Annotated in this window: 30 protein-coding genes and 1 pseudogene; 3 read left to right on the top strand and 28 right to left on the bottom strand. The window is 38.0% G+C overall.

The features are described 5' to 3' along the window. A pseudogene (locus CP357_RS10190) lies at positions 1 to 211 on the top strand (hypothetical protein); the annotation flags it as partial. 123 nt (positions 212 to 334) lie between these two features. On the opposite strand, the gene CP357_RS02145 reads toward CP357_RS10190, so the two are convergent. From CP357_RS02145 to CP357_RS02130, 4 genes are read right to left on the bottom strand one after another with little or no spacing between them, the layout of a single operon-like run. After that, positions 335 to 820, bottom strand: coding sequence for a threonine/serine exporter family protein (locus tag CP357_RS02145; protein ID WP_056945632.1), 486 nt, complete (start codon positions 818 to 820; stop codon positions 335 to 337). A 2-nt stretch (positions 821 to 822) separates the two neighbouring features. Beyond that, the gene (locus CP357_RS02140) at positions 823 to 1,593 is read right to left on the bottom strand and encodes a threonine/serine exporter family protein (RefSeq protein WP_025005870.1); all 771 of its coding nucleotides are present in this window, start codon (positions 1,591 to 1,593) and stop codon (positions 823 to 825) included. Positions 1,594 to 1,603: 10 nt separating this feature from the next. Then, on the bottom strand, positions 1,604 to 3,145 hold the full coding sequence (locus CP357_RS02135; protein WP_087176233.1) for an ABC-F family ATP-binding cassette domain-containing protein: 1,542 nt from the start codon (positions 3,143 to 3,145) through the stop codon (positions 1,604 to 1,606). Positions 3,146 to 3,153: 8 nt separating this feature from the next. Next, positions 3,154 to 3,531 (bottom strand): hypothetical protein, encoded by a 378-nt coding sequence (locus CP357_RS02130; protein WP_098036425.1) that lies wholly within the window; start codon positions 3,529 to 3,531, stop codon positions 3,154 to 3,156. Positions 3,532 to 3,664: 133 nt separating this feature from the next. Between CP357_RS02130 and CP357_RS02125 the strand changes: the two genes are divergently transcribed. After that, positions 3,665 to 4,222: a GNAT family N-acetyltransferase gene (locus tag CP357_RS02125; protein ID WP_087363580.1), complete on the top strand. Its 558-nt coding sequence runs from the start codon at positions 3,665 to 3,667 to the stop codon at positions 4,220 to 4,222. On the opposite strand, the gene CP357_RS02120 is transcribed toward CP357_RS02125, so the two are convergent. From CP357_RS02120 to CP357_RS02105, 4 genes are all read right to left on the bottom strand, one after another. Next, positions 4,219 to 4,908: a DUF554 domain-containing protein gene (locus CP357_RS02120; RefSeq protein WP_087236355.1), complete on the bottom strand. Its 690-nt coding sequence runs from the start codon at positions 4,906 to 4,908 to the stop codon at positions 4,219 to 4,221. The two genes, CP357_RS02125 and CP357_RS02120, sit on opposite strands and share 4 nt — an antisense overlap. Positions 4,909 to 4,975: 67 nt before the next feature. Further along, positions 4,976 to 5,236, bottom strand: coding sequence for a Txe/YoeB family addiction module toxin (locus CP357_RS02115; protein WP_087176229.1), 261 nt, complete (start codon positions 5,234 to 5,236; stop codon positions 4,976 to 4,978). Beyond that, positions 5,236 to 5,487, bottom strand: coding sequence for a type II toxin-antitoxin system Phd/YefM family antitoxin (locus CP357_RS02110; RefSeq protein ID WP_087176228.1), 252 nt, complete (start codon positions 5,485 to 5,487; stop codon positions 5,236 to 5,238). Before CP357_RS02110 ends, CP357_RS02115 begins: the two co-directional genes overlap by 1 nt. A 108-nt stretch (positions 5,488 to 5,595) precedes the next feature. Then, on the bottom strand, positions 5,596 to 6,840 hold the full coding sequence (locus CP357_RS02105) for an LCP family protein (protein WP_098036424.1): 1,245 nt from the start codon (positions 6,838 to 6,840) through the stop codon (positions 5,596 to 5,598). Between the two features lie 161 nt (positions 6,841 to 7,001). Between CP357_RS02105 and pepF the strand changes: the two genes are divergently transcribed. Further along, positions 7,002 to 8,798 carry an oligoendopeptidase F gene (gene pepF / locus CP357_RS02100; RefSeq protein ID WP_098036423.1) on the top strand — a complete coding sequence of 599 codons (1,797 nt, stop codon included), beginning with the start codon at positions 7,002 to 7,004 and terminating at the stop codon, positions 8,796 to 8,798. Positions 8,799 to 8,859: 61 nt separating this feature from the next. Here the strand turns inward: pepF and CP357_RS02095 are convergent, their stop codons facing one another. The 20 genes from CP357_RS02095 to CP357_RS02000 all read right to left on the bottom strand — a co-directional run bounded on the left by CP357_RS02095 (position 8,860) and on the right by CP357_RS02000 (position 26,305). Further along, positions 8,860 to 9,132, bottom strand: coding sequence for a bacteriocin immunity protein (locus CP357_RS02095; RefSeq protein WP_098036422.1), 273 nt, complete (start codon positions 9,130 to 9,132; stop codon positions 8,860 to 8,862). Further along, positions 9,133 to 10,647, bottom strand: coding sequence for an L-lactate permease (locus CP357_RS02090; RefSeq protein ID WP_098036421.1), 1,515 nt, complete (start codon positions 10,645 to 10,647; stop codon positions 9,133 to 9,135). 259 nt (positions 10,648 to 10,906) lie between these two features. Then, entirely contained in the window at positions 10,907 to 11,701 is a 795-nt protein-coding gene (locus CP357_RS02085) for a metal ABC transporter permease (protein WP_025005878.1), read from the bottom strand. After that, entirely contained in the window at positions 11,701 to 12,348 is a 648-nt protein-coding gene (locus CP357_RS02080; RefSeq protein ID WP_098036420.1) for a metal ABC transporter ATP-binding protein, read from the bottom strand. The genes CP357_RS02085 and CP357_RS02080 overlap by 1 nt, the downstream gene beginning before the upstream one ends. Positions 12,349 to 12,379: 31 nt before the next feature. Then, a complete protein-coding gene (locus tag CP357_RS02075; protein ID WP_098036419.1) occupies positions 12,380 to 13,297 on the bottom strand; it encodes a metal ABC transporter solute-binding protein, Zn/Mn family in 918 nt (305 codons plus the stop codon). 253 nt (positions 13,298 to 13,550) lie between these two features. Beyond that, positions 13,551 to 13,823, bottom strand: coding sequence for a helix-turn-helix transcriptional regulator (locus CP357_RS02070; RefSeq protein ID WP_003630183.1), 273 nt, complete (start codon positions 13,821 to 13,823; stop codon positions 13,551 to 13,553). A 203-nt stretch (positions 13,824 to 14,026) separates the two neighbouring features. Continuing rightward, positions 14,027 to 16,021, bottom strand: coding sequence for a fructose-specific PTS transporter subunit EIIC (locus tag CP357_RS02065; protein ID WP_098036418.1), 1,995 nt, complete (start codon positions 16,019 to 16,021; stop codon positions 14,027 to 14,029). Between the two features lie 18 nt (positions 16,022 to 16,039). Next, positions 16,040 to 16,954, bottom strand: coding sequence for a 1-phosphofructokinase (gene pfkB / locus CP357_RS02060; protein ID WP_087176221.1), 915 nt, complete (start codon positions 16,952 to 16,954; stop codon positions 16,040 to 16,042). After that, positions 16,954 to 17,709: a DeoR/GlpR family DNA-binding transcription regulator gene (locus tag CP357_RS02055; RefSeq protein ID WP_098036428.1), complete on the bottom strand. Its 756-nt coding sequence runs from the start codon at positions 17,707 to 17,709 to the stop codon at positions 16,954 to 16,956. Before CP357_RS02055 ends, pfkB begins: the two co-directional genes overlap by 1 nt. Positions 17,710 to 17,976: 267 nt before the next feature. Beyond that, the gene (locus CP357_RS02050; RefSeq protein WP_098036417.1) at positions 17,977 to 18,567 is read right to left on the bottom strand and encodes an ABC transporter permease; all 591 of its coding nucleotides are present in this window, start codon (positions 18,565 to 18,567) and stop codon (positions 17,977 to 17,979) included. 182 nt (positions 18,568 to 18,749) lie between these two features. Then, positions 18,750 to 21,053: a glycoside hydrolase family 31 protein gene (locus tag CP357_RS02045; RefSeq protein WP_098036416.1), complete on the bottom strand. Its 2,304-nt coding sequence runs from the start codon at positions 21,051 to 21,053 to the stop codon at positions 18,750 to 18,752. A gap of 124 nt (positions 21,054 to 21,177) precedes the next feature. Then, entirely contained in the window at positions 21,178 to 21,369 is a 192-nt protein-coding gene (locus CP357_RS02040; protein ID WP_098036415.1) for a hypothetical protein, read from the bottom strand. A 14-nt stretch (positions 21,370 to 21,383) separates the two neighbouring features. Next, positions 21,384 to 21,572, bottom strand: a complete 189-nt coding sequence (locus CP357_RS02035) for a hypothetical protein (protein ID WP_098036414.1) — start codon at positions 21,570 to 21,572, stop codon at positions 21,384 to 21,386. A 96-nt stretch (positions 21,573 to 21,668) separates the two neighbouring features. Beyond that, on the bottom strand, positions 21,669 to 21,890 hold the full coding sequence (locus CP357_RS02030; RefSeq protein WP_087176218.1) for a hypothetical protein: 222 nt from the start codon (positions 21,888 to 21,890) through the stop codon (positions 21,669 to 21,671). Further along, the gene (locus CP357_RS02025) at positions 21,880 to 22,113 is read right to left on the bottom strand and encodes a helix-turn-helix transcriptional regulator (protein ID WP_025005894.1); all 234 of its coding nucleotides are present in this window, start codon (positions 22,111 to 22,113) and stop codon (positions 21,880 to 21,882) included. The genes CP357_RS02030 and CP357_RS02025 overlap by 11 nt, the downstream gene beginning before the upstream one ends. Positions 22,114 to 22,128: 15 nt before the next feature. Continuing rightward, positions 22,129 to 22,656 (bottom strand): DUF2975 domain-containing protein, encoded by a 528-nt coding sequence (locus CP357_RS10280; protein WP_087176217.1) that lies wholly within the window; start codon positions 22,654 to 22,656, stop codon positions 22,129 to 22,131. A 15-nt stretch (positions 22,657 to 22,671) separates the two neighbouring features. Next, positions 22,672 to 23,190 carry a DUF2975 domain-containing protein gene (locus CP357_RS02015; protein WP_098036413.1) on the bottom strand — a complete coding sequence of 173 codons (519 nt, stop codon included), beginning with the start codon at positions 23,188 to 23,190 and terminating at the stop codon, positions 22,672 to 22,674. Between the two features lie 156 nt (positions 23,191 to 23,346). Then, positions 23,347 to 23,670: a bacteriocin immunity protein gene (locus CP357_RS02010; RefSeq protein ID WP_025005897.1), complete on the bottom strand. Its 324-nt coding sequence runs from the start codon at positions 23,668 to 23,670 to the stop codon at positions 23,347 to 23,349. 305 nt (positions 23,671 to 23,975) lie between these two features. Continuing rightward, positions 23,976 to 24,725 carry an aspartate/glutamate racemase family protein gene (locus CP357_RS02005; protein WP_098036412.1) on the bottom strand — a complete coding sequence of 250 codons (750 nt, stop codon included), beginning with the start codon at positions 24,723 to 24,725 and terminating at the stop codon, positions 23,976 to 23,978. An 8-nt stretch (positions 24,726 to 24,733) separates the two neighbouring features. Beyond that, entirely contained in the window at positions 24,734 to 26,305 is a 1,572-nt protein-coding gene (locus tag CP357_RS02000) for a UDP-N-acetylmuramoyl-L-alanyl-D-glutamate--2,6-diaminopimelate ligase (protein WP_087176214.1), read from the bottom strand. Positions 26,306 to 26,328: the final 23 nt, after the last annotated feature.

The raw sequence follows: 26,328 nt of genomic DNA, 5'->3' as shown, positions 1-26,328 counted from the left end.
GGCCCTATCCATCCCCGCATTAAAATACGGGGATTTTCGGGCGTTTTTCATTAAAAATCAAGCTGTAAACTGGCATAAATTAGAACAGAGTTACGACCAACAAGGTCAACAAGGCTTTACATTAGTTAAACAAAACAAAAAGGACAAGCTTTATGGAAAGCTTGTCCTTTTTCAACTCAAGGCACATGCAAAAGCACATGTGGGCATTTAAACTGTTCACATCAGTATGTCCACCATCAGCACTTCCCGTGCTTGCCACTTAAGGCGGATGTCCTCTATCTCATAAATATACGCATCTCGCGTTCATTAATCGACTCGTCAACTAGGCATTGTACTATCTTTTACGTTTCATGTACAGCATTATCTTCTTAAAATGGCGATATTTTATTCTATAGAATGCTTCAATGCACATCGTAGATAACAAGAAACCTAACCCAATTGCGGCAGTAACAATTGCCACTCGCAAAATCAGCTCTTGTCCTTGTGTATAATTGCCTGCTACAAGTGCACGAACGGCCTGATAAGCTGGCATCCCCGGCACCAGCGGTACCAATGCAGGAATATTAAAGATCGTTGCAGGACATTTTTTTCTCCTAGCAAAAAATAATCCCAAAATTCCGATTAAAAATGCACTAATCAGATTAGAAACCATTCTGCCCATACCTAAGCGAAAGCAAAACCAATAAGCCATCCAGCCTACTGCTCCACTAATTCCAGATGAATTAAGCGCACGATGTGGGACATTAATAGTTAACGCAAATCCTACAGAAGCAATATAAGAAAAAGCAACATTAATTACTATCTCTAACCAAAAAGGCATCGTTATACCCCCATGAACTTCAAGATCATTCCGACTCCACCACCTAAAGCAAGTGCGGTTAAGACGGCTTCACACATTCTTACAATTCCAGATAGCAAATCACCCATAAATAGATCTCGCAATGCATTGGTTAAGGCAAGCCCTGGAACCAAAGTCATTAGCGCTCCAATCAAAATATTATCCACGATCATCTGTGAATCTAACCAATTCAAGCCTACTGCTAAAAGTCCCATCACCATCGCCGCAATTAATTCTGATAAAAAGCGAACTTTAGTGTACTTTTTAAATTCACAATATGCCCAAAAACCGACACCACCCACTAAAGCAGCTCCTGGAAAGTCGACCCAATCATAATTATCCATAAACAGAACCATCAAAGTCGCACTCAGAATTGCTGCACCAACTACTTGCAACCACATAGGGAAAGAAGGAGCATTAGCTACTTGGACTATCTTTTCCTTCAATTGTTGTAAATCAATTTGCTTAGCTGCAAATTGTCGCGATAATGCATTAACACGATCCACTAACTCCAGATTAATATTACGATCTCGCACTTGCTTCATTTGAGATAAGTTACCCCCATTTAAGCTCATAAATACACAAGTAGGAGTAGCAAAAACACGCGGATCTTCTGCACCCGCGTTCCGAGCAATTCTAAGCATCGTGTCTTCAACCCGATACATTTCACTACCGCCTTCAATCATTAAGCGTCCAGCGGTTAAACAAATATCCAATATTTCCTGATAAAATTTAGTATCGTGCTTATCGGACATAGTTTTATCCTCAATTCATTGTTTCAATATCTATAGTCTTATCTACCCAATCGCCATGGAAGAAATCTCGTTCGTGACTAACAATAATTACTCCACCTGGGAAATTGACGATGGCTTTTCTCAAGGCATCTTTCGTATCGTTGTCCAAGTGGTTAGTTGGTTCATCAAGGAAAAGCAAGTTAGCTGGTTCAAATTGCATCTTAGCTAATTTTACTTTTTCCTGTTCCCCACCAGACAATTCTTTCAATGGACTCATCGCTTGTTGCGCAGTCAAACCCATACGAGCAAGTGCCTGTCTTAATTCCTTAGGCTTCTTGCGTTCAAATTCTTCCTGCAAATATTGTAGCGGCGTCATATTATTATTTGGCCAAGCTAAATCCTGCTTGAAGTAAGCTAATTTTGCCGTTACTGATAATTCATACGAGCCATAAATTGGCTTGAGTTTTCCTAATAACGTCTTAAGCAAGGTAGTCTTACCAATTCCGTTAAAGCCAGTGATTGCGACCTTTTCGTTGCCACCAACGGAGAAATTAAAGGCAGACTTAACTAACGCATGATCATAACCAATTACTAAATCTTGTGTTTGTAAAAGCAAGTTAGAAGCCGTAGCTACGTATGGAAATTCGAATTTAGCCCGACGGTTGTTTTTAGGTGGGGTTAAAATATCCATTCTTGCCAGTTGCTTTTCGCGTGACTTAGCACTCTTGGCACGAGTACCAGCCTTGTTCTTACGAATATATGCTTCGGTCTTAGCAATCTTGCGTTGCTGGTTAGCATATGCCTTAAGGTAAGTTTCACGGTTAGCCGCTTTTTGCCGCAGCGCTTGCTTCAACGTACCGGTATAACGCGTAATCGTACCAAAATCAATATCAATAATACAATTGGTAATTCTACCTAAAAAATCATAGTCGTGACTAACTACGATAAAGGCGCCAGAGAAGTTGTTCAGATAATCAACTAGCCAATCAATATGTGATACGTCCAGGTAGTTGGTTGGTTCGTCTAGCACCAAAACATCAGGGCTTTGCAAAAGAAGCTTAGCCAAAATAATTTTGGAACGTTGACCACCTGATAATTTGGAAACATCGTGGTCATAGCCGAGGTCCGCTAAACCCAACCCAGCTGCAACTTGTTCAATTTCGGTATCAATATCATAAAAATTGTTCTCTTCTAGGTAGGTCTGAATCTTACCTGCTTTTTCTAGCAATTGATTATCACTATTTTCAGCATACTTGGTATATAACTCATTTAATTCTTGTTCTTTTTTAAACAGCTCATCAAAAGCAGTCCGCAAAAAGCCGCGAATGGTTACCCCTGGTGCAAGCTTAGCGTACTGGTCCAAATATCCTACATCGATCTTATTTTGCCATTTAACTTGACCGTCATCTGGAATAATCTCACCTGTCAAAATCTTAATTAGCGTAGATTTACCTACCCCATTTTGACCGGTAACCCCCATGTGATCTTCCTTATTTAATACAAAGTTGGCATCTTCGTACAAAGTCTTATCAATAAAGCTTTGACTTAAGTCTTTAACAGTTAATAAACTCATTTTTCCCTCTAACTATTATTTGTAGATTCTTGTTCTTTTTCATACTTTTGCAGCGCATCAAGTACACGTGGCCAGTAGCGTTTAGGCAAAATCAACTGCAAGCGATCGTGATAAATTGGAAAATCGCTCGGTTTCATCCCCGTAATATTAGCCACTTCTTGATCTGTTAACTTATATTTATAAACGATGCGCTTAATTTCAACTGAAGCATGCCCTCTAAAATAAGACAAGCAAAAAAAGAAAATTGCAAAAATACCTGCCAGTATAATCGCCAATTGCAGATTTAATCTAAAAGTGTGCAGGCAAATAAAAAATACGGCAATAAAAGCAATTATTGCGGAAATTATGCCATAAATGACTGGAAATATTGATTCTTTTTTTTGCATAATTTTCTCCCTTCAACACAAAAGCAGTAACTTTTACGAACTTAGCAAAATTTAGCTAACTTTGCAATGACTTTTAATTATGAATTAAGTATACTTGCAATAACTCAATTTGTATTTAGAAAGAAACGATAAAATGAATAAAAATATCCATTACTATTTTTCATTAATCCACTTCCAAATCGATGATTTAGATATTCACTTAGTATTGCCGCAAACTTGGCAAGCAATTGATCTTTATCATGCAATCGCCCATGATCGAGAAAGCCTAGGTAAGTGGCTGCCCTGGGCCTACAATATGAAATCTTCAGCTGATGAAGCTAAATTTATCAAAACCATTCAAGCTAACATGGTTCAAGAGCGCATGATTGTATTGACTATTCTCGTTAACGGCGAACCTTGCGGCATGATTGATTTGCATAATTTAATTACCAACCAAAAAGGCGAAATCGGCTATTGGCTGTCTAGCAAATATCAAGGCCGAGGCATTATGACTAAAAGCGTACGTGAAGTGTGCAAATATGCCTTCAGTGAGTTAAATCTTAAATACGTTGACTTAATTGTTGCAGTTGAAAATGGTAAAAGCACCCGCGTTGCGCAAAATGCAGATTTTAAACTAATGGGAATTAAAGACAACTTGATTCATAACCATAGTATGGCTGGCAAAATTTTCAGAAAATTTAATTCAAATTAAAATAGGCCCGTTACATCTTTAATAATAAAAAAGATAACTGGTACTAGCAGTGCAGGCAAAAAATTCAATGTCTTTACATCACGAATTTTTAATAAAGCTAGACCTGAACAGGCAATTAAGAAGCCACCAACAATGGAAATTTCTGTTACAAGTGGACCGGTAAAAAAGCTGGCTGATAAAAACTTGGCGACGAGATAAATACTGCCTTGCCAGCAAAATAGAACTGGAGCAACAACCAGCATCCCCCAGCCGAAGCTTGCACCAAAGACCATCGACGTTACAAAGTCCAACGTAGCATTAGTGAACAGCATGGTATTATCGCCCTTTACAGCTGCAATAACGGGACCAACAATGGAAAGTGCCCCAATACAGCAAAGCAAAATTTCAGTTGCAAGACCCTTGCCTAAATTGGATTTGCCAGTTTTAGCAACTAAGCGATCAAAATGTCCAGAAATATCAAGAGCGGTTCCACATACGCCGCCTAAAGCTAGGCTGACAATGAATAAAACGGGATACTGGCTCTTCGGCATGTTGTTGGTCACGTTTTCCCAGCCAATGCCTAGAGCAGCTAAGCCCATTGCGATAAATAAAACGTCTTCGTAACGCTTGTTAATCCCCTTTTTTACTAAACAGCCAATGGACGTTCCTACTAATAACGCTAATGTGTTCACGATTGTCCCAATCATCTTTCTCACCTCTCAGTTTATTTTACATCAGCAAAAAACAGCATCCCAGATCGGGATGCTGTTAATTTTAATCGGAATAGTGAAAGCGAACAGATACTATGTTCAATCCATCTTCATTTACAAAATATACAAATCGATGTTCATTAGTAATCCGTCGAGACCATAATCCCGCCATATCTCCCTTAAGCGGTTCTGGCTTACCTATCCCTTCAAATGGTGTTCGTCTAGTATTTTGAATTAACTTACGAATACGTTTAACAATTTTTTGATTATTATCAAGCCAATATTCAAAATCTTTCCATGACTCATCGGACCAAATAACTTTCATTACTCCCAGCTATGTTCCTTTCCCTTGCCGGCTTTCAATTCAGCCCACGATTTCATAATATGATCTACATTGGCTTTAGAACTACGCAAATATGCATTTTCAATCAGATTATCGTATTCATCTTGACTCATTAAAACAGAATTATCTTCACCATTACGAGACGTAATAATAATTGCATCTGCATCATCATTTACTTTTTTCATAAAGGACTTCAAATTATTTCTAACGTTTGAATAAGCCTCTGCTTGCATAATAATCCTCCTTAGCATAGTTTTGACAATTTTTTGTACAAGTATTATAGCATAGAAAATATATTTCACATACAAAAACAGCATCCCAGATCGGGATGCTGTTAATTTTTACCATCGAAACTTCCAGCCACCACTACTTGATGATGAACTAGAACTGCTGCTATTTGACGATGATGAAGCATTTGGATTCTTACCATAACCAGAATTAGAACCACCAGCAAGCTTATCTGAATTTTGATCATAGATTCGATAATTAGTAAATGCTTGCGGATCGTCCCACTTGATATGACTATTTTGGTCATTCAATTCGTTTTGTCGTGTCTCTTCATTATCTAATGTTTCAGTTTCTAAACCTAAATTCTTCCGAATTCTATTAGAAACCTTCTGCAATTCTTCAGTTGAAGCAACTTGAATTGAAGAACCATCAATCCAGGCATCATGACCTTGAATGTAGCCACTCTTCAAATTCTTAGCACAACCACGATAATTCAAAGTAAGACTAAGCATATCGTTAAAGGTCAAATTAGTTTTCACGTACTTGTTAAAAATATCAATTAACTTACGATAATTGCTCAGCGTATTAACAGACATGGCCTTATGCATAATCGCCTCAATTACTTGGCGTTGACGAAGTTGACGACCATAGTCCCCACGTGGGTCTTCTTTTCTCATACGGACATAAGCCACAGCGTGACGACCATTCAAGTGTTGCTTCCCTTTATGGAAATCACACCAATCATATGAAAAATCAAACGGCACATTAACGTCTACGCCACCTACTGCATTAACTAAGCTGCGCAATGCCTTCATATTCACTTCTAGATAATAATCAATTGGTACATTTAACATGCTTGAAACAGTCTTCATGCTGGATTGACTACCACCAATTTCATAGGCAGAGTTTACCCTGAACATGAAATATTCGTCTCCCGGATCTCCCTTAATATCAGCTAAGGTATCACGCGGAATTGAGGTCATCGTTGCAGTATTTTTTTGCGGATTAGCTGTAGCTAAAATCATGGTATCTGAATTACCACGATCATGTCGTCCTTCAATACCTTGATCCACACCTAACACTAGGATAGAAATAGGTTGTCTATTAGCGATCTTAGCTGAAGCCGGTACATCGCTATCCCCCTTACCATCAACTGCACTATGAATGGTGAAATACATGTGCGCAGCCCATGCTACTCCAAAGCAAACAACCACTAATGCGACTACGCCAATAAAGCGTGCAAACATATTACCACTTTTTAATGCAGAACTGTCTGCAGCAAAAGCACGATTGCGGTGGAGATTAAGTGAGGAATGTCTTGCTCGGTATTCTTCTCTTCGTTTTGGATTTTGGTCCATTCTTTGTATCTTTTCCCTTCAAAATTAATACATGTTAATTTGTATCACTTTTAATCGCTAGATAAAATAAAATTACTTATAATTAATAATAACTTATTTTTTGTGTTTCATTGTACATCGAATTATGATGTATACAAAATGTAATTAATGGAGGAAAATTTATGGCGATTCCAACAAGAAGCGAAGTCCCAGAAAATATGAAGTGGGATTTAACCCGAATCTTTAAAACAGACCAGGACTGGGAAAATGCCTACGACAAGGCAAAAGACGAAGTAGCTAAGCTAAGTGAATTAAAGGGCAGTTTGGCTAAATCAGGCAAAGACTTATATGAAGGCTTAACCAAGATTTTAGCAGTTAAGCGTGATGTGGAAAATATTTACGTTTATGCCACTATGTCTAGCGACGTTGATACTTCTAACTCACATTATTTGGGCTATGTTAGTCGCGTGCAAAGCTTGTCCAATCAATTTGAAGCAGCAACCAGCTTTATTAATCCTGAGATTTTAAGCATCCCTGCCGCAAAGTTTGAACAATTTAAGAATGATGAACCAAGATTAGCTGATTATGCCCACTATTTGGAAATGATTACTAATAAGCGCCCTCATACCTTGCCAGCAGAAGAAGAAAAAATTATCGCTGATGCCGGGGATGCCATGAGCGTGTCCGAGAACACCTTTAACGTTTTAACCAACTCTGACATGGAATATGGCTACGTGCAAGACGAAGACGGCAACATGGAACAATTATCCGATGGTCTTTATTCATTATTGATTCAGTCCCAAAACCGTGACGTGCGCAAAGGCGCCTTCGATACGCTTTATGCAAGCTATGGTCAATTCCAGAACTCACTTGCATCTACTCTATCTGGTGTTGTGAAAAAGCATAACTACAACGCTCGTATGCACAAGTATGACTCAGCTCGAGAAGCCGCATTAGCTGAAAACGGCGTGCCTGTTGAAGTCTACGACACATTAATCAAAGAGGTTGATTCACACCTTGATTTGCTCCACCGTTATGTCGCATTACGTAAAAAGATTTTAGGTCTTAAAGACTTACAAATGTGGGACATGTACGTGCCGCTAACTGGTAAGCCTGCTTTGTCTTATAACTTTGAAGAGGCAAAAAAGGTTGCTAAAGAAGCCTTGAAGCCACTTGGTGAAGACTACTTGAAGCACGTTGATTATATTTTTAATAACCGCGTGATTGATCCTGTTGAATCAAAAGGTAAAGTTACCGGCGCATACTCCGGTGGTGCCTATGACACTGATCCATATGAGCTTTTGAACTGGGAAGACAATATCGATTCACTTTATACTTTAGTTCACGAAACTGGGCACTCAGTTCACTCTTGGTACACCCGCCATAGTCAACCTTACATCTATGGTGATTACCCAATCTTCGTAGCTGAAATTGCTTCAACTACTAACGAAAATATTTTGACCGAGTATTTCCTGGACCATATTACTGATCCTAAGACACGCGCATTCATCTTGAATTACTACCTTGATTCATTCAAGGGTACTTTGTTCCGTCAAACTCAATTTGCGGTATTTGAACAATTTATCCATGAAGCAGATGCTAAGGGTGAACCATTGACTGCTGATATTTTAGATGATGTGTATGGTCAAATTAACCAGCACTACTACGGCGATAGTGTTGAACCAGGTGGCGATATTGCGCTTGAGTGGTCACGGATTCCACACTTCTACTACAACTTCTACGTTTACCAATATGCGACTGGTTTTGCGGCTGCGACAGCTTTGGCTAATAAGGTTGTGCACGGTGGTCAGGCTGACAGGGATGCATACCTGGGCTACCTTAAGTCAGGTTCTAGCGACTATCCTACTGAGATTATGAAGCGTGCCGGCGTTGACATGACCAAGCCTGATTATTTGGAAGATGCTTTCAAGACTTTTGAAAAGCGTTTAAACGAATTCGAGAGCTTGATTGGGAAGTAAAAAATATTTATATCGAAAAAGCTGACAATTCATTTTTACGTGAATTATCAGCTTTTTTATTTTAAACGGAGCCTGTTAAATCAGCTTCAGCCCATTTATTTGGATTTTCATCTAGCATAATTTTTAACTTAGTTAACGTTGACGGTAACTTGAAATCATGCGTCAACGAATAATTATCAATCTCTTGATTTAATTTAAAAACAACCTTATTTAGATCAATATCTTGTTCTATTTCAATCAAAGCATGATCAATTATTGTCATTGCTTCAGGATCACCAGTAATATCTGGCTGTGTTTGCATACTAAGCAAAATAGATTTTATTCTTTGATTCATTTAAATCATCCCTGCAACTAAACCAACTACATACAAGAAGATACAACAAATCACAAGATACAAACTGCCCCACTTGACAGTCTCCTTCAAGATCTCGCCTTCGTCACCTTCACGGTTGATCGCACCGGTTGCTACCGCAATATTCTGTGGGGACAGCATCCCTGCCGTTGCACCCGTCATGTTCGATGCCACAACCCAGTACTTGCTTACGCCTAAGTCCGCTGCTGCTGACAGTTGCAAGTTACCAAAGAGCACGTTAGCTGAAGTAGCAGATCCTGTTAAGAATGTTCCAAGAGCCCCAATAAGCGGCGCAAACAATGGGTAAACAGGGCCAAGCAAACTTACCAATGCAATAGCTAACGCATCAGTCATACCAGCATAGACCATTACCTTAGCCAGACCAACAATGGCACAAACTGTAATTGCGGTCTTCCACACGCTCTTAATGCATTGTCCTAAAATCTGCATCATCTTCTTAAAACTAACGCCTTGGATGGTTCCCCCGATTAATGTAGAAATTAAAAGTAAAGTTCCTGGAGAATTTAACCAATTAATGGCCAAGGTATTTGGATTTTTCCCCGTATAAACAACCAAATTAGTTGTCACCTTATTAAGTAAATTATTAACTGCTGGCACCAATGATGATGCAAAAATGACGAAGATGAAGACTAAGATAAATGGTGAACATGCCTTAAGCATTTCATTTGTACTTGGACGCTCCACATCAGATTCTTCCTCATCTTCATGCCATCTAGTAAACAAAACCGTAATAGCGATTGAGCAAAGAGAACCTACAATTGCAGGTAATTCTGCACCGACAAATTTAGCAGCTATTACCTGGGGAATAGCCATTCCTAGTCCTGACATCAAGGTAATTAAGCCAACGCCTTTTACAGCTTTAATACTGCCTTCTGTCAAAATTACCAGGATAAATGGTACTAACACTACCAATACAAATAATTGCAAAGTTACAATGAAAGATAAATTTTCTTGCTTCAAGTTAGTTACTTCAGCTAATGTTAAAATCGGCAAGCCAATTGCACCAAAAGCTGTGGCCGTGGTATTAGCAATCAGACTGATTACTGATGCTCTAATTGGATCTAACCCAAAAGCAATTAAAATACCTGCCGCGATTGCTACTGCTGTACCAAAACCGGCAATTGATTCAAGAAAGCCGCCAAAGCCCCAAGCGATAATTAGCACGATAATACGCTTATCAGTTGAAATCGTGGCCAGCATATTCTGAATGGTTTTCATTCCGCCCGACTCAGTAGTCACATTGTATGCGAATAACGCCATCACGATCACGAACATGATTGGCCAAATACCCATGATGATCCCTTCTAAGGCTCCCGTCATGGTATCTAAAACAGGTAATTTAAAGCTAAAAATTGCAAGCACAATTGTTAATACCAATCCAATTACACAAGCTCGTGCAGCTGGCATGCGCATCACACCAAGTGAAATAATCAACCAAATGATTGGCAACAACGCAATCGCAAACTTAATCCACATCTAACCCATCCTTTATCGTAAAATATCTTGTAGTATATTTAATCATTAAATAAGTCAAAAGTTAAAACCAAATACTCAAATTTTATTAATTATTACAAATTCTAAAATTTTTGCTTGCAACTTTGCTCAACAAACTATATAACAATTAATGGAAAGTAAAATTTCTCACATCATTTGAGAACTACTCCTCGGAATGGAGTAGTTCTTTTTCTTTTTCAAATAAAAAACAGGTTGAATTTCTCAACCTGCTTTATTTCTATTAACGATGTTTAACTACATGGAGGCCATAAGCAACCAGATAAATTACTACTTCGATTGTAGCAATAAAGAATGTGACAGGCCAATTAGTGATAAAACCTAAGTATAGACCTGCCCAAACACCAATTAAGGCAAAGAAAACCGACCATGCAATCATCGCTGGAATTGTTCGACCAATATAACGGGCCGTTGAAGATGGCAATGTTAGCAAAATAAATACTAACAATGAACCAACAATTTGTGCACCGATAGCAACTGACATAGCTAAAGAAATTAAGAAAACAATTCCTACTAAGCCAGTATGCACACCGTGCGCAATCGCACCTATATGGTCAAATGAATCAAAGTTCAAGTTCCTTTGAACCAGCAAAATCATCAGCAAAACGATAACTGATAAAACAACCAATTGGATTACGCCTTGCTTGTCTACGCCGATAATACTACCGAACAAAATATTCGTCGCATAACGGCTGTTAGACCCTGAAATAGCTAGGAACAAGACACCCAATCCAATAAAAAGTGCAGAAATCGCACTAATTGAAGATTCCTTTTGATCACTATGCAAAGACAATTCACCAACGCCAATCGAACCTAATAACGTGAAGAGCAGCATCCCCCATAACGGCGCAATACCGATAAACACGGCAAAGGCTGCCCCCGCAAAGCCAATTTCTGACAAAGTATGAGCTAAAAAGGCATAGCTGCGTGCTACAACATAAACTCCGACGACCCCACAGGTAATCGCAATAAATGTACTTGCTAAGAAGGCATAACGCATAAATTCATATTGAAACATTATTCGAAATCCTCCTTAAACTCACTCATCTTTCCTTGTCTGATTGAACCCTTGTTAAGGTACAAGTAATCAGTCATATATTTTTTAGCTAACGGAATATCATGAGTAACGAACAAAACCGTAATTTTGTGTTCTTGATTAAGGTGCTTGATTAGCCCCATTAATTCTTCCTTAGCCGCCGGATCAAGACTCGCTGTTGCTTCATCCAAGATAATCATATTAGGACTATCCAGCAGCGCCTGAGCTAAATATGCACGCTGTTTTTGACCTCCTGAAGCTTCACCCATTCGAGTATCCTTAATCGAATCTAAGTGAGTTTCAATCAATTGATGATCAATTTGATCCTTCACCTTTTTTGTTTTAAAAAGTGGTGCATTTAAACCTATAAATGCACGAATTGAAAGTGGATATTCTGAATCAATATTTCTAAATTGTGGCACATAGCCTAATTTAACATCTGATGAGAATTTATAGCTACCATCAGTTGGCGTAAGCATCCCCATCAAAATCTTAATTAATGTTGTCTTTCCCGTTCCGTTTGGTCCCAAGAGAGCAGTCATTGATCCTTTTTCAAGATGAAAGTTAATATCCTGAAAAACGGTCTTTGTATCAAATCTCATTGAAAGATCATTCACATCTAAAATCAATTTAGCATCCCCTTTACTTGCTAAATTCTATCTATTTTTTGCTAATATTAGCTAAATTTTGGTAATTTTCTCTCATCCAATCCAAGTAAGTCATATGATTTGGAATTGTTTCGCGAACGTTAAGTATTGGCACACCGTTTTCCTTAGCAAGCTTAACAAAAGTCTTAACAGTTGAACTACTTGCTTGAGTGTTATTAACAAAGAATGCGATCTTCTTATCCTTAATTTCATTAGTCATCTTATTGATGGTCTTAGGACTTGGATCAGTACCATTTTCAATTGCTTCTTTAAATTCCTTGTCGCCAATCTTGTAGCCAGCTTCTTCTAAACCGTAATCAAAAACAGGTTCACTAACGAAAACAGGCTTATTGTTCTTCTTATCAGTTGACTTGGCAATTTGCTTGATCTTAGCGACTTTAGCTAAGTACTTGTCACCATTTTCCTTAAAGTAAGCTGCATGTTTTTTGTCTAACTTAGACAGACGCTTAACTAAGTAGTTAACATACTTGGTTGGCATATCTAAATCATACCAGATATGAGGGTTGTCGCCCTTCTTGAGTCCCATTAAGTCTTCACCCACCAAGACTGGTTTCTTGCTTACTGAACTAGCTAACTTGTTCATCCAAGTGTCATAACCCAAGCCATTAGCTACGATAATGTTAGCCTTAGTCAATTCCTTGGCATCTGCAGTTGTTGGTTCAAAATCGTGTGGGTCAGTTGCACTGTTTTTAATAATGGCTTGAACACTGCCGTAATTACCTACAACATTCTTAGCAATATCTGCATAAACATTAGTTGTAGTCACAATTGAAACCTTGTCAGAGTTAGTTTTTGCACCTTTTTTATTTGAGCATGCGGAAGCTAAGAGCATAATCATGCCCATTAATCCCATGATAAAAAGTGACTTAGTAATTCTAGATTTTATTTTTCTCAATATAATTTCCTCCATACAAAAAAAGCATTTAAATCAGAAAGTTCAGCAATTCTTTTCTGACTTAAAGTTAGAATAAGCTAGTTTGATAATCGTGTCAATATTTTTAAGCGTATACAAATAGCACCAGTGCCTCTTAGACCTGATGCTATCAATAAAAACTTATAAATTATAAGAAATGTTTAAAATATAAAATTTGCTGAATTTTATTTAAATGCTTTTGTTCTAGAATTACATCATTATATAAACATATTTTTATATGCTTGTCAAACTATTCTTTGACGTGCTGACGTAAAACATCCAAGATTTTAATAATATGATTATCAGCTAAACTATAGTACTTTTCCTGCTTAACCCGTTCACTTTTAACCAACTTAGCTTCTTCTAAAATTCTAAGATGACGTGAAATAGCTGGTTGACTCACATCGAATTGCTTAACCAAATTATTTACACTACTTTTTTGATGATCATTTAAATAATAAAGAATCTGAATACGAATTGGATGATTGAGAGCCCTGGTGATCCGGATAATTTGATCGTTCAACTTTTTCACCTACTTACTAGTTTTAGCTTAATATATCCCTTAATTTTTCTCACAAAAAAACGCTACCCGAAGGTAGCGCAAAACATAACAGAGTATCTTGACTCAAGTAGAGATCATCAAGATGTTTATATTATAATACTTTTTTTACATAATGGAGCATTTTTTAATTAATAACTTAAATTATTTTACTCCAGTACATATTTTTATTCGTCAGGATCATCCTTAACGTTCTTCTTCCAGAAACTCATGATCAAACCGGCTACGATAGAACCGATAATAGTTGCCAAGAAGTAGAACAAAATGTGACTTGGTCCACCAATGTTACCAGCAAGTGGTGATACCCAAAGACCACCGTGAGGAGCTGGAACACCAACGTGCCATAAACCAACTAAGGCACCACCAACGGCTGAACCGATGATACATGAAGGAATTACGTGACCTGGGTCAGCAGCTGCAAATGGAATAGCACCTTCAGTAATGAATGAGAATCCTAATACCCAGTTTGAAACACCTGCACGACGTTCTTCCAAAGTATATCTATTCTTGAAGAAAGTAGTACCGATAGCAGTAGCAAATGGTGGAACCATACCACCAACCATAACAGCAGCCATTAAGATAGCAGCAGTAGTTGAGTGTGGGTCGTTAGCAAAAGCACCTGAAGCAAATACGTAAGCAGCCTTGTTGAAAGGACCACCCATATCGATTGACATCATACCAGCCAAGATAGTAGTAAGAAGTACCAAGTTACCAGTACCCATACCATTCAAGAAGTGGGTAATAGCAAAGTTAATACCACTGAAGATTGGGTTGATGATGTAGAACATAATAGCTGCGATTAACAGCAAACCTAAGATTGGGTAGAACAGCATTGGCTTCATACCTTCAACTGAGTGAGGTAATTTAGCAAATAGCTTCTTCAAACCAATCATTAAGTAACCAGCGATGAAACCGGCAGCAATACCACCTAAGAATCCAGCTGGTGAAGTTGCGTGTGATTGAACGTTAACTTGGAATTGACCGTTAACGATCGCAGCCATGTAACCACCAACGAAACCTGGCATAAGAGCTGGCAAGTCACCGATTGATTCAGCAATGTAAGCAGCAAGAACTGGAACCATGAAGGCAAAGGCCAAGTTACCAGCGTTGTTCAAGAAGATAAATGCAGGAGACTTAGCACCACCACCGTAGTTTTCTACGATGAAGGAGATAGCCATCAAGATACCACCACCAATAACGAATGGAAGCATGTGGCTGATACCGTTCATTAAGTTCTTGTAAATACCTGCCCATAAGCCTGGCTTTTCAGTGCTTGATGATTCTTCTGACTTGTCAGATGCACTTGCGTGGTAAACATCTGCCTTGTCATCCATAATGTCATCAATCAATTCACCTGGCTTGTTGATACCATCAACAACTGGACGGTTAACTAAGTGCTTACCGTCAAAACGTGGCATATCAACTTTCTTATCAGAAGCGATAATAACACCTTTAGCACGCTTAATTTCATCAGGGGTTAACTTATCCTTAACACCTTCTGAACCGTTAGTTTCGATTCTAACTTCGATACCGCGCTTCTTACCTTCCTTGATCAAGGCTTCTTGAGCCATGTAAGTATGGGCAATACCGTTGATACATGCAGTAACACCAACGATCAAAGGCTTGTTATCATCTGAACTGCCTTGAGCCTTAGCAGCTTCCTTAGCCTTTTTAGCTTCGGCAGCCTTCTTGTCTTCTTCGTCCTTCTTAGTTTCAGCCTTTTCGAAAAGATCGATAACTTCTTCTGGAGTCTTAGCAGCCTTAAGTTTTTCAACCAATTCTGGATCAATTAATAAACCCGAAAGCTTAGCTAAAGCTTGAAGGTGAGTATTGTCAGCACCAGCTGGTGCAGTAATCATGAAGAATAAGTGAACTGGTTGACCATCAAGTGAGTTGTAGTCAATACCTTCTTTACTCTTAGCGAACAACACACGAGCCTTGTTAATTGACTTGTTACGTGCGTGAGGCATCGCAATTCCGCCACCAATACCGGTAGTAGATTCATTTTCACGGTCCCAGATGGACTTGATAAATGCATCTTCGTCGTTAACGATATCGGTTGCAACTTCAAGGTCAGCCATTTCTTTAATGGCATCTTCTTTGTTTTTAGCCTTGAGTTCCATAATCATGGACTCAGGACTTAATATGTCCTTAATTCTCATATATCTTTCCCCTTTAAATTAAGAAATTTGTTCAACCTTAATCTGTGGCAATACTGCGTCGATTTGACTCTTCACAGCGATATCCTTGGTAAATGCAGTAGCAGCACCACAAGCCATACCAATTCTAAAGCCTTCCTTAGGATCTTGAGTCTTGTAGTAAGTACCAACAAAACCAGCGATCATTGAGTCACCGGCACCAACTGAGTTGACAGCAGTACCAACGGCACCCTTAGCGTGGTATACGTGATCCTTAGTCAAAAGGAAACCACCTTCGCCAGCCATTGAAACCATGACATTTTGTGCACCCATATCAAGCAATTTTTGTGCGTATTCAAGCATCACATCGCTAGAATCAAAGGTTACGCCAAAGAGGTCAGCCAATTCGTGGTGGTTAGGCTTGATTACTAATGGCTTGTATTCCAAAGTATCAAGAAGAGCTTGACCAGTAGTATCAACTACGAATTCTGCACCAGCTTCCTTAATAGTTGGAAGAAGTGATTGATAAAAATCAGTTGGTAAGCTTGGAGTAAGTGAACCACTCATGACAACAATGTCACCCTTTTTCAAGTCGTTCAAACGATCCTTGAAAGCAGTGATTTCTTGGTCAGTAATGTTAGGACCAGCTGCGTTAATTTCAGTTTCCTTTTCTGCATGAATCTTAACGTTCACACGAGTGTTGTCTGAAATAGTAACGAAGTCACTTTCAATTCTCTTTTGGTTTAATTGGCGAACCAATTCCTTGCCAGTGAAACCACCAACAAAGCCCCAAGCAGTGTTATCAACACTTAATTGGTTAAGAATTTGAGAAACGTTAATTCCTTTCCCACCTGCTAAAAATGCATCATTATTAGTTCTGTTAACTTCCCCGCGGTTAACTTTTTCTAATTGAAGAACATAGTCAAGCGCTGGGTTAACAGTTACTGTATAGATCATTATTTTGCCTCCTCTAGGTTGATATCGGCAGGTAATGCCGCTTTTTGACTGGATTTAAGTTGATCTGTTACCACGTAAACGTCCTTGGTGTTGGCGAAAACCGCAAAGTTGCGTTCACCAATCTTGGATGAATCAGCTAAAACATAGGCATGTCTAGCTTGTTTAATTTCGGCAGCCTTAATTGCAGATTCTTCGGGATCTGGCGTTGTAAGATTGCCATTTTTTTCGATTCCGTTAGCTCCAACAAAACTAACTGAAAAGTTCATCCCTCTAATTTGAGCGAGTGCAGTTTGACCAATCACGGCATGAGTGTCATCTTTGACCTCGCCACCAATTAAGATGGTCTTAATGCCGTGATTCAAGCTACATAACGCCGTTTCAACACCATTGGTAATGATCTTCACCTTGGGAACATCGGCCAAAAATGGGACTAACTCATATGTGGTCGTTCCCGCATCGATAAATACATTATCACCGGGTTGAACAAAGTTGCGAGCTGCATACTTAGCAATCGCAATTTTAACGTCATGATTCAAATTAAAGCGGACGTTTTGGGAAACATCACGAGAAAAATTTTTTACTGATTGAGCACCGCCATGCACACGCTTAAGCATTCCGTTCTTCTCCATCTGAATAAGATCGCGACGGATAGTTGATTCGGATGTATCAGTTAAGTCGCATAACTCGCTAACGCGGCATACTTCGTGCTGATTAACGTAGTTTTCAATTAAGCTTTGGCGTTCCTGTGTCAGCATTTCTTTTTCACCTCGATCATTATTGTATCCGCTTTTTTCTCCAAAATCAATCACATTTCTTCAAAAATAATCATTTTAATTAATTATTCTTCATTAAAATTCATTTTTATGCATTTTTTACGCAAAAAACAGATCATGTGTATTTACATGATCTGTTTTCGTAGTCACTGATAATTATTCTTAGTCATTTTACCCTATTTGACGAAGAATAAACAAAAATGACGAAAAAAACCAGCAAGATTATTTCTTGCTGGCTAAATAAATATTCTAATTAAGCAATCCACGCTTAAAGTTTTGCCATGGACCTAAATCATCAGTTTGTAAAATCAACTTCGGATAGATACGTCTGATCCACATAAAGGAAATTACTATTGCTAACAAAGCAGCCACAGCTGAAATTCCTGCTTCAAAGCCAGTCGCATTTCCTTTCAGCACTCTCATTGGCATAATGAATGATGATAAGAATGGAACATATGACAAAATCTTAGCCCAGATCGGATCACCTGCTGATTGCAAGTTGATTGCGATCAAGAAGCCAACAATACCGACAGTCGTCAAAGGTGAAACTGCCTTATTTGCATTCTCGCTCTTAGCAGTCAAAGCACCACAAAATGCGGCGAAGATGATGAATAATACTAAAGCTAGTACCGTGAACAGTAGGCCCCAGGACAAAAGGTTGCCTACGACTTGGTCGATCATCGGTTTGAACTTGTTGAAACTGTCGCTAACCCCACCAATATACGGTGCAGCATAATAACAACCTGCTAACCCTAACGCATAAATTAACACCTGGGTAATAATTTCACCAAAAATGCCCAAAATTTTACCAGTTATGCGCGTTAACGGTGTTTGGTTCATCCCCCTTTATAAAATCATATTAAAACGACAGCTTCACATGTAAAGAAGGACCGATTTGGTATCAAAAAAGCTTCAACTAGTTCATGAAATACACTAGTTGAAGTCTTATAATATTCAACTTTAATATTTTTTCACCCACAAAAAATAGCCACCGAATTTAATCGATGGCTACAAACTTATTTTTATTTTTCTACGTATTCACCGTTGCAATAATCAAAGACAACTTCGCGATCAGCTAACTTAACTATAATCTGTTGATATTCATGTGCATAACCATGATGTGCCAACTTAATTTCCACATGACCGTCAGCAACTTCCACATCGTACCAGTTGTATTCGCCATTTTGGTAATTGAAGTCCAGACCGTTATCTTGGTAATGAGTGTACTTACCTTTGTCGCCAAAGACTCTGAAGGTCATGGTCTTATCTGGCTCATCAGAAATGTGGCTAACTTCATTGCCCCATGGCAAAATCGTATTCTTCTTAATAAACAATGGCAATTTATCAATTGGAGCGTCAACCAGGATCGTATTCTTGCCGCTATATTCAACGCCATTCCAGAAATCAATCCATTCACCTTCTGGCAAGTAGACTGCACGGCTAGTTTGACCTTCTTGAACAACTGGAGCTGTCAAAATGTCTTCGCCCACCATGTATTCATCATTCATGTTATACACATGTGGATCATTTTCATAATTCAAAATAAGTGGACGCATGATTGGCAACCCAGTTTTACTTTCACGATAAAATTCATCGTACAAGTATGGTACAAAACGGTAACGTAACTTCAAGTACTTACGATAAATTGATAATGTTGGTTCACCAAATACCCATGGCTCTTGTGAGCGAGTGCCTAGAGCCGCGTGGTTTCTGTAAAGTGGGCTAAACAAAGCGCCTTCAATCCAGCGAGTCAAAAGTTCAGGGGTAGTATCGGCACCAAAACCACCAATATCAGTACCGGCAAAAGTAAAACCACTCATCCCCAAGTTACATAATTGCGGAATCATCATTTGCACGTGTGTCCATAAACTTTGGTTATCACCAGTCCAAACTGTGGAAAACTTTTGTGTTCCAGCATATGCAGCACGAGTAATTACAAATGGACGCTTGCCCGAGTACTTCTTAAGTCCCTCATAAGTTGCCTTAGCCATGTTATGACCATAGACATTGTGCATCTTTTTATGAGTGGTTTCCTCATCTTCATTATGGAAGACTACATCTTCTGGAACTTCACCTCTAAATGAAGCTGGTTCGTTCATATCGTCCCAAATACCTGAGACGCCTAAGTCAACTAAGTACTTGCAGTTCTTGGCCCACCATTCACGTACTTGCTTGCGACCAAAGTCTGGGAAGACTGCATCCCCTGGCCAAACTTCATTCACATAAACAGTGCCATCTGGAGCCTTAACGAAGTAGCCCTTTTCAAGACCCTCTTGGTAGATCTTGTAGTCGTCATCCTTCTTTACACCCGGGTCGATGATCGTAATAATTCTGAAGCCGAGCTTACGCATCTTTTTAACAAAATCTTCTGGAGCTTCATAGGTATCTTTTCTCCAAGTGAAGACACGATATCCATCCATGTAGTCGATATCAAGGTGTAAAACATCGCATGGCAAATCATATTTGCGCAAATTTTCAGCGATCTTTTCTACTTGTTTTTGGCTGACACTATAGCCCCAACGTGATTGTTGATAACCTAATGTCCACCTTTGAGGCATTGGTACACGGCCGGTCAGATAAGTATAGTTAGTGATAACTTCCTTAAGTGAATCACCGCCAATAATGTAGTAATCAATATTGCCATCAACTGCTGAGTAGTAATAATAATTGTTGCTTTCTTTACCTAGATCAATGTGGTTGCGGTAAGTATTGTCAAAAAAGATACCGTAAGGATGACCATTTTTAATACCAAGTAAAATTGGAATTGACTTATAAAGTCGAGTGAAACTTTCTACTTGCGGATCAGGATTATCAGTATTCCAGTTGTCATAAGCATAATGACGCTTGTTTAAGAAACCTGTTTTATCACCCAGGCCATAAAATTGTTCATCGCTGGCTAAAGTCTTGATAATTTCATAATAGTTTTCATCATGCATACCCAGCAATTTCTTAACATCATGGCCTTCTGATTCAGCTAGCTTCAAGTGCTCTTTGTCCATCTGACGATCGATTGGCGTTCTACTGCCGCGATAATCAATAATTAACGGATCGCCTTTTTCATCATAAACATCAATCTTTTCGTCATCGTATGCCTTAACAGTTAACTTTTCAGTTGTTATTTCAGCATGATCGCCTTTATCTTCAACATCAAAGTCAGTCTTAATTTCCTTATCGCCTTCAATGGCGTAAGAATTGCTGGCGTTGCCGCGATCTTGAAACACACGAATAATCTCTGGAGTTAAGACTGTTAACTCTAAAGGTTTATCTTGATAATTTAAAATAATTTTTTGTCCATCTTTAGTAAAGTTAATTAATTTATTAGTCATAAAATTCCCCTATTCAAGCTTTTTTGTATTCGCTTTCAATTTTAGCATAATAGTGCGCTCGATTAACTTAAAACTGGGAATCCGAAACTTTTTCCAACAAAAAAACCGCCTTGCGGCGGCTTCGTTAATTGAAAATATCTGACATTTTAGTTGGAATATTATTATTTTTAACAAAATATTTTTTAAAAGTAGTGAAATCTTGGTCTTCTCGATCTCGGTGTACGTACATATCATGCACTGCCCAAAATGCGGTAATTGCTAAATTAACACCTAGAACAATCAATAAACCAATCAAAATATATAGTAAGTAGATCATTATACGTACACCTCCTAAATCGTTATTTGGCCCAGCGTGATATCTTCAATGAAATATCTTACAAAAGCCTCTGCAAAACTCATGCCTTGTCCATTGTAGACATGCCATTCTTCACGCTTTGCTCCAATTGTTCTAGCCATACTGACTAAAAAACAAATGGCTAAATAAACTAAAACTATGTTTGCAACTATCATAATGACCATGTCCACACGTCCTTCCTCATCTGTATCACTTAACTAATACACTAATATCTATTGCCTAATTTGTCAATATCTAATTCAAAATTTCACTAATGGATTTTACTTATCATGCTTCCCGCCAATATACAAAAAGCCATAAATCGCTGGTCCAATTACAATTGCACCGGCAACAGAAGTAACTAGTACTACGACAAAACGTGGCATTGCAAAAAAGTCTGCACTAAAACCCTTACCAGCCCAGGCTCCGACAAATACTATTGCCCAAGCAATTAGCATTGAGATAAATAATTTTAAAGCTGAAAATTCATTTTTATTTTTCATCATCTTCACCTTTATCTTCATCATCTGGCACATACTTAAGCAAATCACCAGGTTGGCAATCTAATGCCTTACAAATTTTGCTAAGTGTATCAAAACGAACACCATGTGCCTTACCTGTTTTCAAAATAGACAAGTTCGCCGGTGTAATCCCAATTTCTTTAGCTAAATCTTTTGACTTCATCTTTCTTTTTAACAGCATAAAGTCAACAGTTACTTCAATCATCTGTTTTCATCCCCATTAAATAAAAGTATCTGATTCTTGTTGCAGCTTTAAACCAGATTTAAATACTAGATAAATAATATAGATAATTGCTAAAAAGATTAAGGCATTCCAGCTACTTGCTACCCATTCACTAGAAAGCTGGTCTGCTTTAGCAAATTCACCAGTCACGCAAATCAACAAGACATTGACCCAATTTAGTATAGTATAAATACCTACAGTCGCCAGCAACCGCTGCAATAATTGCAGGTTATCTTGTTCAAAATACTTCTCTTGATTTAAATTTACAATCATTTTTTGTAAATAATGAACAATTACAATCATCACAATATCGGCAATTAATGCCACAGCAATCACCATCCATGCTGAAGGACCATTGCTTACTTTAAAAAATGGAGTAATCATCATCTGGCGAATCCAGCCTTGCGTTCCGGGCGTTATGACTGCAGCAACTAAAAAGATCAAATAGAAGATCGCCATCAAAACAAAGTATATTTCGCCAATCCAGGCTACGATGTTAAGTAATTTAAAAACTTTATTTTTCATTTATATTCTCCCTTCCTAAATAATCTTGTTAGTGTCATCACGTAAGGCTAAGCCATGCTTAAAGATCAAGTAGACAACATAGACAATCGCAATAAATACCAGATCAGCAATATATGCATTAGGATAAAATGGTGTGCTGTCCATTGGCAAGATAATTGCCCAGGAAATAATTGACAACACTGTATAAACAATTGATCTAATTAACAATTGCTTCAATTCATGCAGGTTAGCCTGATCAAAGTAAACTTCTTGCTTGATATTCTTGATCAAGTGCCGCACATTATGAATGCCAAGATTAAAGAAAATAACAGCTATCAAACCAATAATCATAAAAAATGGTAGTATATGCCAAAATTGGCTACTATACTGGCGTAAACCAGGTTCTTTAGCAATTTCTCTGATTACATCTGGCATTTTAACTAATAAGAATACAAAAGATCCTGCCATGAGTGTACATACAGCAATTGAAAACCACATAAATATTTCAATAATCCAGCTAATTACCGTTATTAGATTCAGGATAAACTTTTTCATAATTCATTCCTCCCTATAGAGTTATCTACCTCTCATTAATTTTATTGTATTACGATAATTACTGGCTGTAAATATATAATTTTATATTGAGGTGCAAAAAAATAGCTATCAAACCATTTTAGGTTAATAGCTATTTTCTTATATTTAATTTCTGTTTTATCTTCTACCAATGCCCGAAAAGGCCAAGCCTAAGGCTGCACCACCAAGTGCTCCTGCTTGATGAGAGACAGGGCGAACACCATTAGCAATCTCATAGTGAAATTCAGTCACACCCTTAGATAACTTGCTTTGCCAGCTTAAAGGATCAAGACCAACACGAATTAAGTTGCAAACATAGTTAGCTGATTCGCCAGTTTCGAGTTGATGCTTAGCATTAAGCAAAACTTTGCGTTCTTCTGGTTTAGTATTTTCGTTTACTAACAAATCAGTAATATTATTCAAAAGCCAAATCTTCAAGTCGTTTTCATCTTCTTGATACATTTTGAGACCTTCTTTGATTTTTCATTTGCTCTTATTATAGTCCTAAAAAATCAAAATGAACCTTCAAAATTAATTCTCTAATCAACGAAAAGCCTGGCAAAAAATCGTCGCAATTATGCCTTCATAAAGCGCAGCCATTCCCCAGGGGACATGATAATCTTCTTTTACTATTGTGTTCTAAACATCTATTAAATCATTCATTCTCTCATATAACCTATTTACAATATTACGATTTACTATATTATAATATTGTAAATTATAGTCCAACAAAATACCGAACCAGCTTCGCACTGATTCGGTATTTTTTACTTATACATATATTTCTTACATGCTTCTTCAGGATCCATCCCGTGACGAATCTTAAGCGCAACCTCAATTGACACGTCAGCAATAATTGATTGCGGATCAATCACGTTATAAGGATGATCTGGTGCCTTTTCTTGAGCTAAAGATAATTCAGTACAACCAAGCAAAATAACGTTGCAGCCATACTTATCATGCATTGTTTTCAAAATCTTGTGATACAAGTCATGATCAACAATGCCTTTTTCTTTAATATCAGAATAAATCAATTCATTGACCATCGGCTGAATCTCAGGACCACCTAATTCTACCGTCCTGCCAACTTTTTGAATTTCATCGGCATATAAATGATCATAAATTGACCCTTCTGTAGCAATTAAGCCAATTTTCTTTTCATCAGGATAATTATCAATAAAATTGTGCACTGCAATCCGCATCATATGCAAGAATGGCTTATCAGTAAGTGCTACCAAATCATCATAGAAATAATGCGCAGTGTTGCATGGCATTACCAAAAAGTCTGTTCCCAGCTTGTCCTGGCCTTCTACATCATCTTTTAAATCATAAAAGAAGTTAGGCTTAGAATGATCCTTAATATAAGCAGTTCTATCAGGAACTTGAGCATCATTAACCAAAATATAGTTTAAATAATCTTGGTCTCGCGCAATTTTTACTCGATGGTTAATTAAACGAACATAACTTTCAGTGGCAATGGTTCCCATCCCACCAATAATACTAAAGAAATGTTTCATCTTATCTTCTACTTTCTAAAATGCTCTTTTTGACCTTCTAATTCATTGATTACTTCTTGAGCAACTACGATATCTGATGGATATGGAGTATTTACGCCGCGAATCTTTTGGAATGCATCTGCACCCTTGCCGCAGATTAAGACTACATCATCTGGACCAGCCATAGCAATCGCGTCATGAATAGCTTTCTTACGGTCTAATTCAATTGTAACGTCGCATTTAGAGTGATCAATACCTGAATCTATTTCTTCGGCAATACTCTTAGGGTCTTCGAATCCTGGATCATCAGTAGTCAAAAATGCTTTATCTGCATATGCACTTAAACTTTCACTAAAGCCTGGACGACGAGATACCCCTTTATCACCAGGTGCACCAACGACCACAATAATCTTAGGATTATTAAATTCACTTTGCATGAAGTTCATTAAAGCCATCATCGAAGCTTTATTGTGTGCATAGTCAACTACAACCATTCCGTGGCTCTTAGTTCTTTCAGTTTGCATACGACCTGGAATAGTTACATCACGAATACCCTTAGCACATTGATCATGGTTAAGGCCTGCAAGACCAGCACCGATAATCGCAGCAGTACCGTTTGATTCATTAAAGTCACCAAGCATCTTCAAAGTATAGTCACCATTGATTGGCAATTTACGTGCCTTATCACTAGAGCAGAATAACTTGAAGCGAGTTTCCTTCATATCTAATTCTTGAGAAGCAAATCTGAAATCAATTGGTACCTTTAAATCCGGATTTTCAAAATCTTCTCTAGCAAATAAGTAAATGCTATCAGGATTAGTAGTAGTGGTTGCTGCAGCGTAAACCTCATTGAAGTGAGCAGTTTCTGCATTGATAATACACTTGCGTGAATTTACCAATAATTGCAACTTGCAGTGTAAGTAATCTGCAAAATTAGGGTGTTCATTTGGTCCAATATGGTCTGGACTAATATTCAAGAAGAAACCTAAATCATAAGTTAAACCAAAGACACGATTCTTCTTGTATGCTTGACTTGAAACTTCCATTACCAAGTGAGTCATTCCGTTATCAACAGCAGTACGCATGTCACGGAACAAGTCCAAACTTTCTGGGGTAGTCAAACTAGACTTAAAACTATCTTCTGGCTTTGGTCCAACAACGTCATTAACTGATGAAATCAAAGCAGTCTTGCCGCCATTAGCTTGGTCGAGCATTCCCTTTAAAAAGTATGCAGAAGTAGTCTTACCCTTAGTTCCAGTAAATGCTACTACATACAAATCATCTTGTGGAAAACGGAAGAATGCTGCTGAAAGTAATGCCATTGCCTTTGATACGTCACGTACGATCAATGCATGCATCCCTTTACCTTCTGGATAAGGTTGTTCAGCTACGTAACAGATTGCTCCATTATCTTTAGCCATTGATAAATATGTTGGTCTAAAGCCTGCACCTTTACAGAAGAATAAAGTGTTAGTTTGGATATCACGTGAATCATATGACACGTATTCCATCTTGGTTGCTACAGTATCTTGTACTGCACTTGACTTAAGTAAATGATGCTCTTTTAAAATTAAAATACAGGTATTTAAAGAAATACTCATTTTTTCTCCTCGTTGTATTAAAA

It is taken from the genome of Lactobacillus sp. UMNPBX6, from assembly GCF_002553975.1.
Classification (GTDB): Bacteria; Bacillota; Bacilli; order Lactobacillales; family Lactobacillaceae; genus Lactobacillus; species Lactobacillus gallinarum.
Note: the sequence above shows the minus strand (reverse complement) of the source record. Positions and strands in the feature narration are given on the sequence as shown.

What these genes read in the sequence shown, in the direction of transcription:
- CP357_RS02145 (WP_056945632.1), bottom strand. Translation starts at nt 820, where the DNA reads ATGCCTTTTTGGTTAGAGATAGTAATTAATGTTGCTTTTTCTTATATT.
- CP357_RS02140 (WP_025005870.1), bottom strand. Translation starts at nt 1,593, where the DNA reads ATGTCCGATAAGCACGATACTAAATTTTATCAGGAAATATTGGATATT.
- CP357_RS02135 (WP_087176233.1), bottom strand. Translation starts at nt 3,145, where the DNA reads ATGAGTTTATTAACTGTTAAAGACTTAAGTCAAAGCTTTATTGATAAG.
- CP357_RS02130 (WP_098036425.1), bottom strand. Translation starts at nt 3,531, where the DNA reads ATGCAAAAAAAAGAATCAATATTTCCAGTCATTTATGGCATAATTTCC.
- CP357_RS02125 (WP_087363580.1), top strand. Translation starts at nt 3,665, where the DNA reads ATGAATAAAAATATCCATTACTATTTTTCATTAATCCACTTCCAAATC.
- CP357_RS02120 (WP_087236355.1), bottom strand. Translation starts at nt 4,908, where the DNA reads ATGATTGGGACAATCGTGAACACATTAGCGTTATTAGTAGGAACGTCC.
- CP357_RS02115 (WP_087176229.1), bottom strand. Translation starts at nt 5,236, where the DNA reads ATGAAAGTTATTTGGTCCGATGAGTCATGGAAAGATTTTGAATATTGG.
- CP357_RS02110 (WP_087176228.1), bottom strand. Translation starts at nt 5,487, where the DNA reads ATGCAAGCAGAGGCTTATTCAAACGTTAGAAATAATTTGAAGTCCTTT.
- CP357_RS02105 (WP_098036424.1), bottom strand. Translation starts at nt 6,840, where the DNA reads ATGGACCAAAATCCAAAACGAAGAGAAGAATACCGAGCAAGACATTCC.
- pepF (WP_098036423.1), top strand. Translation starts at nt 7,002, where the DNA reads ATGGCGATTCCAACAAGAAGCGAAGTCCCAGAAAATATGAAGTGGGAT.
- CP357_RS02095 (WP_098036422.1), bottom strand. Translation starts at nt 9,132, where the DNA reads ATGAATCAAAGAATAAAATCTATTTTGCTTAGTATGCAAACACAGCCA.
- CP357_RS02090 (WP_098036421.1), bottom strand. Translation starts at nt 10,647, where the DNA reads ATGTGGATTAAGTTTGCGATTGCGTTGTTGCCAATCATTTGGTTGATT.
- CP357_RS02085 (WP_025005878.1), bottom strand. Translation starts at nt 11,701, where the DNA reads ATGTTTCAATATGAATTTATGCGTTATGCCTTCTTAGCAAGTACATTT.
- CP357_RS02075 (WP_098036419.1), bottom strand. Translation starts at nt 13,297, where the DNA reads ATGGAGGAAATTATATTGAGAAAAATAAAATCTAGAATTACTAAGTCA.
- CP357_RS02065 (WP_098036418.1), bottom strand. Translation starts at nt 16,021, where the DNA reads ATGAGAATTAAGGACATATTAAGTCCTGAGTCCATGATTATGGAACTC.
- pfkB (WP_087176221.1), bottom strand. Translation starts at nt 16,954, where the DNA reads ATGATCTATACAGTAACTGTTAACCCAGCGCTTGACTATGTTCTTCAA.
- CP357_RS02055 (WP_098036428.1), bottom strand. Translation starts at nt 17,709, where the DNA reads ATGCTGACACAGGAACGCCAAAGCTTAATTGAAAACTACGTTAATCAG.
- CP357_RS02050 (WP_098036417.1), bottom strand. Translation starts at nt 18,567, where the DNA reads ATGAACCAAACACCGTTAACGCGCATAACTGGTAAAATTTTGGGCATT.
- CP357_RS02045 (WP_098036416.1), bottom strand. Translation starts at nt 21,053, where the DNA reads ATGACTAATAAATTAATTAACTTTACTAAAGATGGACAAAAAATTATT.
- CP357_RS02040 (WP_098036415.1), bottom strand. Translation starts at nt 21,369, where the DNA reads ATGATCTACTTACTATATATTTTGATTGGTTTATTGATTGTTCTAGGT.
- CP357_RS02035 (WP_098036414.1), bottom strand. Translation starts at nt 21,572, where the DNA reads ATGGTCATTATGATAGTTGCAAACATAGTTTTAGTTTATTTAGCCATT.
- CP357_RS02030 (WP_087176218.1), bottom strand. Translation starts at nt 21,890, where the DNA reads ATGAAAAATAAAAATGAATTTTCAGCTTTAAAATTATTTATCTCAATG.
- CP357_RS02025 (WP_025005894.1), bottom strand. Translation starts at nt 22,113, where the DNA reads ATGATTGAAGTAACTGTTGACTTTATGCTGTTAAAAAGAAAGATGAAG.
- CP357_RS10280 (WP_087176217.1), bottom strand. Translation starts at nt 22,656, where the DNA reads ATGAAAAATAAAGTTTTTAAATTACTTAACATCGTAGCCTGGATTGGC.
- CP357_RS02015 (WP_098036413.1), bottom strand. Translation starts at nt 23,190, where the DNA reads ATGAAAAAGTTTATCCTGAATCTAATAACGGTAATTAGCTGGATTATT.
- CP357_RS02010 (WP_025005897.1), bottom strand. Translation starts at nt 23,670, where the DNA reads ATGTATCAAGAAGATGAAAACGACTTGAAGATTTGGCTTTTGAATAAT.
- CP357_RS02005 (WP_098036412.1), bottom strand. Translation starts at nt 24,725, where the DNA reads ATGAAACATTTCTTTAGTATTATTGGTGGGATGGGAACCATTGCCACT.
- CP357_RS02000 (WP_087176214.1), bottom strand. Translation starts at nt 26,305, where the DNA reads ATGAGTATTTCTTTAAATACCTGTATTTTAATTTTAAAAGAGCATCAT.